Origin of the sequence: Staphylococcus devriesei (assembly GCF_002902625.1) — a bacterium.
Lineage (GTDB): Bacteria > Bacillota > Bacilli > Staphylococcales > Staphylococcaceae > Staphylococcus > Staphylococcus devriesei.
Map to the genome: position 1 here is coordinate 1 of NZ_PPRG01000061.1, position 8206 is coordinate 8206.

Annotated in this window: 9 protein-coding genes; 1 reads left to right on the forward strand and 8 read right to left on the reverse strand. The window is 32.3% G+C overall.

Features of this window, described 5'->3' with window-relative positions; all coding sequences use genetic code 11:
• Positions 1 to 39: 39 nt before the first annotated feature.
• Positions 40 to 864: an RluA family pseudouridine synthase gene (locus CD147_RS09600; RefSeq protein ID WP_103167168.1), complete on the forward strand. Its 825-nt coding sequence runs from the start codon at positions 40 to 42 to the stop codon at positions 862 to 864.
• Positions 865 to 1040: 176 nt separating this feature from the next.
• Here the strand turns inward: CD147_RS09600 and fumC are convergent, their stop codons facing one another.
• The 8 genes from fumC to CD147_RS09640 all read right to left on the reverse strand — a co-directional run bounded on the left by fumC (position 1041) and on the right by CD147_RS09640 (position 8111).
• Positions 1041 to 2426 (reverse strand): class II fumarate hydratase, encoded by a 1386-nt coding sequence (gene fumC / locus CD147_RS09605; protein ID WP_103167169.1) that lies wholly within the window; start codon positions 2424 to 2426, stop codon positions 1041 to 1043.
• A gap of 214 nt (positions 2427 to 2640) precedes the next feature.
• Entirely contained in the window at positions 2641 to 3036 is a 396-nt protein-coding gene (locus CD147_RS09610; RefSeq protein WP_103167170.1) for a hypothetical protein, read from the reverse strand.
• Between the two features lie 107 nt (positions 3037 to 3143).
• A complete protein-coding gene (locus CD147_RS09615) occupies positions 3144 to 3323 on the reverse strand; it encodes an SAS053 family DNA gyrase inhibitor (protein ID WP_103167171.1) in 180 nt (59 codons plus the stop codon).
• A gap of 23 nt (positions 3324 to 3346) precedes the next feature.
• Positions 3347 to 3946 carry a 6-phosphogluconolactonase gene (locus CD147_RS09620; protein WP_103167172.1) on the reverse strand — a complete coding sequence of 200 codons (600 nt, stop codon included), beginning with the start codon at positions 3944 to 3946 and terminating at the stop codon, positions 3347 to 3349.
• Positions 3947 to 4118: 172 nt separating this feature from the next.
• The gene (gene trmL / locus CD147_RS09625) at positions 4119 to 4589 is read right to left on the reverse strand and encodes a tRNA (uridine(34)/cytosine(34)/5-carboxymethylaminomethyluridine(34)-2'-O)-methyltransferase TrmL (RefSeq protein ID WP_103167173.1); all 471 of its coding nucleotides are present in this window, start codon (positions 4587 to 4589) and stop codon (positions 4119 to 4121) included.
• A complete protein-coding gene (gene queG / locus CD147_RS09630) occupies positions 4590 to 5717 on the reverse strand; it encodes a tRNA epoxyqueuosine(34) reductase QueG (protein WP_103167174.1) in 1128 nt (375 codons plus the stop codon).
• A gap of 224 nt (positions 5718 to 5941) precedes the next feature.
• Positions 5942 to 6664, reverse strand: coding sequence for an amino acid ABC transporter ATP-binding protein (locus CD147_RS09635; RefSeq protein ID WP_103167175.1), 723 nt, complete (start codon positions 6662 to 6664; stop codon positions 5942 to 5944).
• Positions 6657 to 8111: an ABC transporter substrate-binding protein/permease gene (locus tag CD147_RS09640; RefSeq protein ID WP_103167176.1), complete on the reverse strand. Its 1455-nt coding sequence runs from the start codon at positions 8109 to 8111 to the stop codon at positions 6657 to 6659. Before CD147_RS09640 ends, CD147_RS09635 begins: the two co-directional genes overlap by 8 nt.
• Positions 8112 to 8206: the final 95 nt, after the last annotated feature.

Here is an 8206-nt window from a genome sequence, read left to right on the forward strand (position 1 = left end):
GATATGATATGATAAATACGTACTTAATAGGAGGAATTTATGAATTTTAATATATCTACAAATTTTAATAATTATACTTTAAGAGAAATTTTCCAAAGTTTAAAATTACCTAAAAAAGATTTGCATCAACTTAATATGTCTAAAGATATTACTATCAATCATCAACCAGCTAAACTCACAGATAAAGTAGTGACAGGCGACGAGGTTTATATCCCCACGCCTACAGAAAAAAGTAATTACTTACCGAGTTATCGCTATGCTCAAATTAGTTATGAAGATGATGATTTAGCCATTGTCATGAAACCTAAAGGTGTGAAAACACATCCAAATGATTTAAAAGAAAGTAATACATTAATGAACCATGTGATTTATACGATAAATAGCGACTATGCAGAACCTATTCACCGTCTTGACCAAGAAACAGTTGGCTTACTTATTATTGCAAAGAACCCATTAATGAAAAAAATATTAGATCGCATGTTAGAAGAAAATGAAATTAACAGAATATATAAAGCGAATGTAAAAGCGTTATTACCAATTAAACCTCAAACGATTGATAAGCCTATTGGTAAAGACAAATTTCACCCTAACAAACGCCGTGTTTCTAACACAGGTCAACGTGCAGTCACTCATATTTTATCCTCAAAAATGATTAAAGAAGGCGTTTGTCAATTAGATATTAAATTAGATACTGGTCGTACACACCAAATTCGTGTACATTTAGCCGAAATCGGCCATCCTGTTCTCGGAGATCCGTTATACGGTGATTCAACACTACGTCAACTAGAGTTAAATAGTTATAAAATTGAATTTACTCATCCGCTTACTCAAGAATTAATTTCTGTGAGCCTAGATGACGAATAATACAAAGTAAGAATGCACTCTAATGGAATTGCATTCGATTTGCAATTCCACTTTCCTTTGTAAATAAGTAAGTAAACAAGAATAGAATGAGGCGTAGAGATGATTCAGAATTGAATATCTTCTACGCCTCTACTTTTAAATTATGTCCCAACCTTTTGATTTTATTTTGTCAAGAGTTAGTGGGGATCAACCATATCTTCTGGTTTAATCCATTCCTCAAATTGTTTTTCAGTTACATATCCAGACTCAATCGCTGATTCTTTTAACGTTAACCCTTCTTTATGAGCTTTTTTAGCAATCTGAGCTGCTTTTTCATAACCAATATGTGGATTTAATGCTGTTACTAACATAAGTGATTGATTTAAGTAATTATTTATATTTTCTTCAATTGGTTCTATTCCTGTTGCACAGTTATTATTAAATGTTTCCATGCCATCAGCTAATAAGTAAATTGATTGTAATGTATTATGCAAGATAATTGGTTTAAATACATTTAACTCAAAGTTACCTTGTGAGCTTGCAATACCTACAGTCGTGTCATTACCCATAACTTGCACGGCAACCATCGTTAACATTTCACATTGAGTTGGGTTAACTTTACCTGGCATAATTGAAGATCCTGGTTCATTTTCAGGAATAGAAATTTCAGCAAGACCTGCTCTAGGACCTGAAGCTAACCATCTAATATCGTTCGCTATCTTCATTAAATCAGCAGCTAGTGCTTTTAATGTGCCGTGTAACTGCACTACTTCGTCATGTGAAGTCAATGCGTGGAATTTATTCTCAGATGACACAAATGCATATCCTGTATTATCCGAAATAAATTTAGCTACTTTATCGCCAAACTCCGGATGTGCATTGATACCAGTACCTACTGCTGTACCACCAATAGCTAAATTTAAAATATGTTTCTTAGATTCAGATAATAATTCTTCACATTTATCTAACATATAGCGCCAACCGCTAATTTCTTGACCTAATTTAATCGGTGTAGCGTCTTGTAAATGCGTACGTCCTATTTTAATAATTGATTGGTATTGCTCTTCTTTTTCTTTAAAAGTATCACGTAATTTTTTTAATGCAGGTTCTAATTTAGTTTCGACTTCATGATATAAAGCCACATGCATGGCTGTCGGGAATGTATCATTAGAACTTTGTGATTTGTTTACATCGTCATTAGGATGAATTGTTTCATCACTATTATTTTCTTTTAAATATTCATTTGCTACATAACTAACCACTTCATTTACGTTCATATTACTTTGCGTACCGCTTCCAGTTTGCCAAACGACTAATGGAAAATGGTCGTTTAACTCACCTTTTAAAATTAAATCACATGCATGGACAATTGCATCTTTTTTAGCATCGCTTAATTTTCCAAGCTCATGATTGGCTAAAGCAGCGCCCCTTTTCAACTGAGCAAATCCATAAACTACTTCAATTGGCATCCGTTCTTTACCTACTGGAAAGTTGCGTTTACTTCTTTCAGTTTGAGCACCCCAATATTTATCTCCAGGTACTTCAATCTCTCCAAAAGTATCGTGTTCAATTCTTACTGACATACGATAATCTCCCCTTATTCTCTTATTTACCAATAGTATAGCATTATTTAAATTAGAGGAGCAACGCACAATTAAAGCGTTTACAAATATATTTATCTAGTTAAGTTTATATCTTGTTTTTAAATGTGAGACCTTTTCTTATATAAAAATAGAAGCGAGACATTAAAACCTTTGAACTACAATAGATTTCTGTCACGCTTCTAACTTTAGTATATTATTTAATAAATTTAACTTTTACAGCTTGCACAACGGCAATGGTACTTAAAACATATAAAATAGCGCTTATAATCAATGTAAAAGGGCTAAGCATTACCAAATAACCTAAAATGCCAGTTAAACTTTGATAAAAATCATTTAACGTATAAATCAGAATTCCAGTAACTATAAGACAACATAACACGCTAACAATGATGCCTGTTTGATTACTTTTAATAAAAGGACGCGCATTGATATCGTCAATCAATCCTTTAGATAAATTTAATTGTAACTGTACTATTTTAAATAGTACTGGCAAATACAAAGCCCCTAGTGCAATAGGAAAGCCTTTAATCGATAACAAACTTATAACGATAGTGGCAATAGTTAACTGTAACCAATGTTTCTGTAACATTATTTTATCTCCTTAGTGATTTCATCAAGTTACATTTTAGCATAAAAAAGCGCTCCATATTAACCTTATACAAAGTGTCAATATGAAGCACAAGGAACAACATCTAATTAGTTGTCATTTAAATCAGAACGCACCTCTGAGTCATGTGATTGGTTCAATTTCTCTTCATCATTTTTTTCAGAAATTTGTTCCATTTCTTTACCTAGCTCTTTTAAATCATCTAAGTCCTCAACCATAGCATTTTCTTCTTCACTATAATATAGTTTAGATTCTTTATTTTCTGTCATAAATTAGACCTCACAATTTAAATTTATGCAAATTCAGCTGTGAAATATTCTTTGACATCTTCAGGAAGACCTTCAGCTGCTGCTCTATCTAACACTACAGTTACCATACGATGTGTTTTTAAGTCAGCTGGCTCAAAGTTTGATTTACCATTTTCTTCATATAATTTTTTTATAACTTCTTTTTTATTAGCACCAGTTACTACTAATACAACTTCACGAGCTTTTAAAAGACCTTGTCTTACATTTACATTTAAGCTACCAGATTCATCAATAGACGTAACTTGTAAAATAAGTTTTCCTTTATTTTCTTTAGTTTTAATTTTATCATCAATTAATGATTCAGCATCATCATCTAAATTAATAGGATATACTTGGCTAGCAGGTACGCCCAATGTTTCGTAGTATGAACGATTATCATCATAATCTAGGATATTGATTTGACTGAAATCTACAGCATTTCTATCAACATCTTTTTTTAATTCATCTAATACTGGAGCTGCATCCTTAGTTAAATGAATTCCAGCAATAGTAGTTGGATTGTTGTTAAATTGTTTTCTAATGATATCTGCAGTGAATTTAGCTACATGTTCAACATCATTAAATACTTTAAAGTTCATTGCCATTGTCATTACACTCCTCTTACTTCATCAATATTTTAATAATTGTCGTATTATAAGATAACTTACCCTACTACGCATTAATTCAAACCATTTAACAGGGTATATTAAATCACTCATTAATATAACATTTTTTAGTGTTCAGTTGCATTTAATAATTCTTCTTAATCACTTTTTCTTAAGATAATCCAGGAAAATTCTGTTGACGTAACGCTTCATAAATTAATAGCGCCGCCGTATTAGATAAATTTAACGATCTAATTTTGTCACTCATTGGAATTCTTAAAGCCGTCTCTGCATATTTCTCTTTAACCCAATCAGGTAACCCTGTGGTCTCTCTACCAAAAATAAAGTAATGTTCAATTTCGATTTGTGAAAAATCGAAATCGCTATAAGTTTGTTTACCAAATTTAGTAAGCAAATAATAATTGCCCTCTGTAGCTTCAAAAAATTCTTCGATACTCTCATGATAAGTAATATTAACATGTTCCCAGTAATCTAAGCCTGCACGTTTTAGCATTTTATCATCTGTACTAAACCCTAATGGTTTAATTAAGTGTAAATGTGTATTTGTTCCAGCACATGTACGAGCTATATTTCCTGTATTAGCAGGGATTTCGGGTTGAAATAATACGATATGATTGGTCATTTATGGTTTCCTCATTTCTAATCCTTTTATCATCTCTTGTTGAACTTCTTCAAGTTCGCTATCATAATATTCTTCAATAAAGCTACGTGCTTCTTCTCCAAGAATCTGACCAATAGCCCAATAGGCGGTACCTCTAATCATTGGTCGTGGATCATTTAAAGCTACCTCTTTTAATTCGGGGATTGCAGTTTCTTCATTAAAATGCGCTAATGCTATTATAGCATTTCGTTGAATTGGCTTTTTACCTCTCCATGCCCCAGCAAGATGGCCATAAGTATTTTTAAATTCTTTATTACTCATTTGTAGTAAAGGGACAAGACGAGGTTTAAGAATTTCAGGCTCTAACACGATATCTTCATGAACAGTATTAATACCTCTATTTTTAGGGCAGACTTGTTGGCATGTATCACAGCCGTATAATCGATTCCCAATTTTATAGCGATATTCATCTTGTAAATAGCCTTTTGTCTGAGTTAAAAAGCTAATACATTTTTGCGCATTGAGTTGTCCATTTCCTACTAACGCACCTGTGGGACATCTATCTACACAAATCGTACAGTCTCCACAACTATCTAAAATTGGATCATCAGGTTCAAATGGTATACTGACTAGCATTTCGCCTAAATAGGTCCATGTTCCTAAATCTGGGTTAATGATAAAGCCATTGCGCCCAGCAAATCCAAGTCCAGCTCTTTCAGCTACAGCTCGATCAGATAATACACCTGTATCTACCATACTTTGAATCTCAACATCGGGAACTTTTGATTGGATATATTCCGCTAGTTTATCAAATCTTTTTCGCATAATATTATGATAATCTTGTCCCCATGATGCACGAGCAAACATGCCGCGTCGATCTCCTCTAACGCTCTTAGGCGCGCCTTTAAGTTTATTAGGATAACCAACCGCAATAGCTATGATAGAACGAGCAGTTGGTAAACTTAATTTAGGCTCCGTACGTAATGCAATATCAGATTCTTCAAAACCAGAGGCATAGCCTTTTGAATGGTAATCTTCTAACTTTTGCTTAAGTTCATCAAAAGGATCTGCAGTTGTGAAACCAATACTATCTATCCCAATTGAATGTGCAAAGTCGATGATTTCTCTTTTTAACTCTTTATAATTCAATTACTTTGCCTCCTATAAAAATATACATAGGATATTTTAACATAAACAGGAATACATATATTTAAAATTTTGAATAAAAAACAGGACAAAGATTTAATTGTCATTTCTAACAATTCTTTGTCCTGATTAATATGTTAGATAACGAAGCATACTTGTAAATAGATTCAATATTTTATGATTCCGCTTCGTTAGTATTGATTAACATTTATATTCTTATTATCTTATTATAAAACTCTCTCAAGAAAGTTTTGCGTTCTTTGATGAGTTGGCGTATTAAAAATTTGTTGTGGTTCTCCACTTTCTACGATTTCTCCATCCATCATGAAGATTACTTTATCACTCACATCTCTGGCAAAGCCCATTTCATGTGTTACAATTACCATGGTCATGCCTTCTTTCGCTAAATCTTTCATTACTTGTAATACTTCATAAACAACTTCGGGATCTAATGCTGAAGTTGGCTCATCAAATAATATGACGTCTGGATGCATTGCTAATGCTCTAGCAATAGCAACTCTTTGTTTTTGACCTCCAGATAATTGAGACGGATACGCCGATATTTTATCTGCAAGTCCTACTTTTTCCAACAATTTTTGACCTTCGATTTTCAAGTTTTCCAACTTATTTTTATTAAGTAATTTAGGCGCTAAAATAACATTATCTAGTACGGTCTTATGAGGAAATAAGTTGAAGTTTTGGAATACCATACCCATTTTTTGGCGCAAACTATTTAAGCTACTTTTATTCTGCATTAAATCTTTTCCTTCAAATATCACTTTCCCACTAGTTGGTGTTTCAAGTAAATTCATACAGCGCAACAAAGTACTTTTCCCGCTCCCAGAAGGGCCAATAATAGCTACAACTTCCCCCTTATTTATTTCTAAATCAATATTTTTTAATACTTCATTTTTACCAAACGACTTATTTAAATTTTCAACTTTAATCACTGGCTTTCATTCTCCCTTCAATTAAATTCATTACTCTCGATAAAGAGAATGTTAGGACAAAGTACATGACTGCAGCTATCATAAGTGGTTTAAAAGGATCAAATGAGATACCTTGCACTACTTGAGCATTGAACATTATTTCGCTTACACCAATTGTAGAAACGATTGATGACTCTTTAATTAACGTTACGAATTCATTACCAAGCGCAGGTAGTATATTTTTAATAGCTTGGGGTAAAATAATATGAATCATTGTTTTAGAGTAATTTAATCCCAGACATTGTGCAGCTTCAGTTTGCCCCCTATCTACCGCATTTATACCAGCTCTTATAATTTCAGCAATGTATGCAGAAGAGTTGATTACTAAAGCAATGGTTCCACAAACTAAAGCTGAAACGTCTAACCCGAGCAATGCTGTAGTACCGAAGAATACAAGAAATACTTGTACTAGCATTGGTGTTCCTCTAAGAAACTCTATATATATTGAAGCTAACCAAGAAAGAACTTTAAACTTACTTAATTTTGCTAAAGCAATAAGCGCACCGATGATAGCTCCACAAATCACTCCGATAAATGAAATAAGTATTGTATTTTTTAATCCTTTAATAAAGAATGTTCCATATTTTTGATAAAAATTACCGTCATCTACCATTGCTTTAGAGGTTTTATCCATATAGCTATTGATTAAATTTTTATCTTTAACCTCACTAATCGTTTTGTTAACATGCTCTAATAACATTGGTGATTGTTTTGGTACTGCAATGACTGTAGGTTTCTTAGCTTCGTTAAAAGAAACCTTTGCAAATGTAAGTTCTTTATTTTGTTTGATATATGCTTCAGCTACTGGTTTTTCGATAACTAGACCATCGATTTTTTTACTTTTTAGTGCAAGAATAGCATCTGGCAAACGATCTAAAGAACTCACCTCAGCTTTATCAATTTCTGTTTGAGCTATTTTTTCTTGTTCAGTACCCTTTTGAGCACCTATTTTTTTCTTTGAAAAGTCTTTTAAATCATGGTATTTGTCTAAATCATCTTTTCTTATTAATAATGTATTACTTGTCTCCATATAAGGTTCAGAAAAATCAACTTCCTTTTTTCTTTCAGGAGTAGACGTCATAACTGAAATAATTAAATCAATTTTTCCTGTCTTAAGCGCTCCTAACAAACTATCAAATTGCATGTTTACTATCTTTAGTTTGACGTTATTATCTTTAGCAATTTTCTTAGCTAGTTCAATATCAACTCCTTCATATTCACTTTTACCATTAACTGTTTTTTCAAATTCAAGCGGCGCATAATCAGCGGATAAACCTACTTTTAATTCTCCACTTTCCTTGATTCTTTTCCATGTTGCATCTTCATCAGCCTGAGCCATTGGTTGTATATATATCAAGGTCATACTAATTAAGATTGCTATGACTATTAATTTAGAAAAATATTTCATATAGCAACCTCCTTTTTTATAATTCATTATTATACATATATTTGAATTAATATACAATAAAATTTTATAAAAAAGACAGCGAAACAGAAAATCAA

Bases quoted from the DNA above. Each gene is read 5' to 3' on its own strand.
- CD147_RS09600 (WP_103167168.1), top strand. From the start codon at position 40: ATGAATTTTAATATATCTACAAATTTTAATAATTATACTTTAAGAGAA.
- fumC (WP_103167169.1), bottom strand. From the start codon at position 2,426: ATGTCAGTAAGAATTGAACACGATACTTTTGGAGAGATTGAAGTACCT.
- CD147_RS09610 (WP_103167170.1), bottom strand. From the start codon at position 3,036: ATGTTACAGAAACATTGGTTACAGTTAACTATTGCCACTATCGTTATA.
- CD147_RS09615 (WP_103167171.1), bottom strand. From the start codon at position 3,323: ATGACAGAAAATAAAGAATCTAAACTATATTATAGTGAAGAAGAAAAT.
- CD147_RS09620 (WP_103167172.1), bottom strand. From the start codon at position 3,946: ATGGCAATGAACTTTAAAGTATTTAATGATGTTGAACATGTAGCTAAA.
- trmL (WP_103167173.1), bottom strand. From the start codon at position 4,589: ATGACCAATCATATCGTATTATTTCAACCCGAAATCCCTGCTAATACA.
- CD147_RS09640 (WP_103167176.1), bottom strand. From the start codon at position 8,111: ATGAAATATTTTTCTAAATTAATAGTCATAGCAATCTTAATTAGTATG.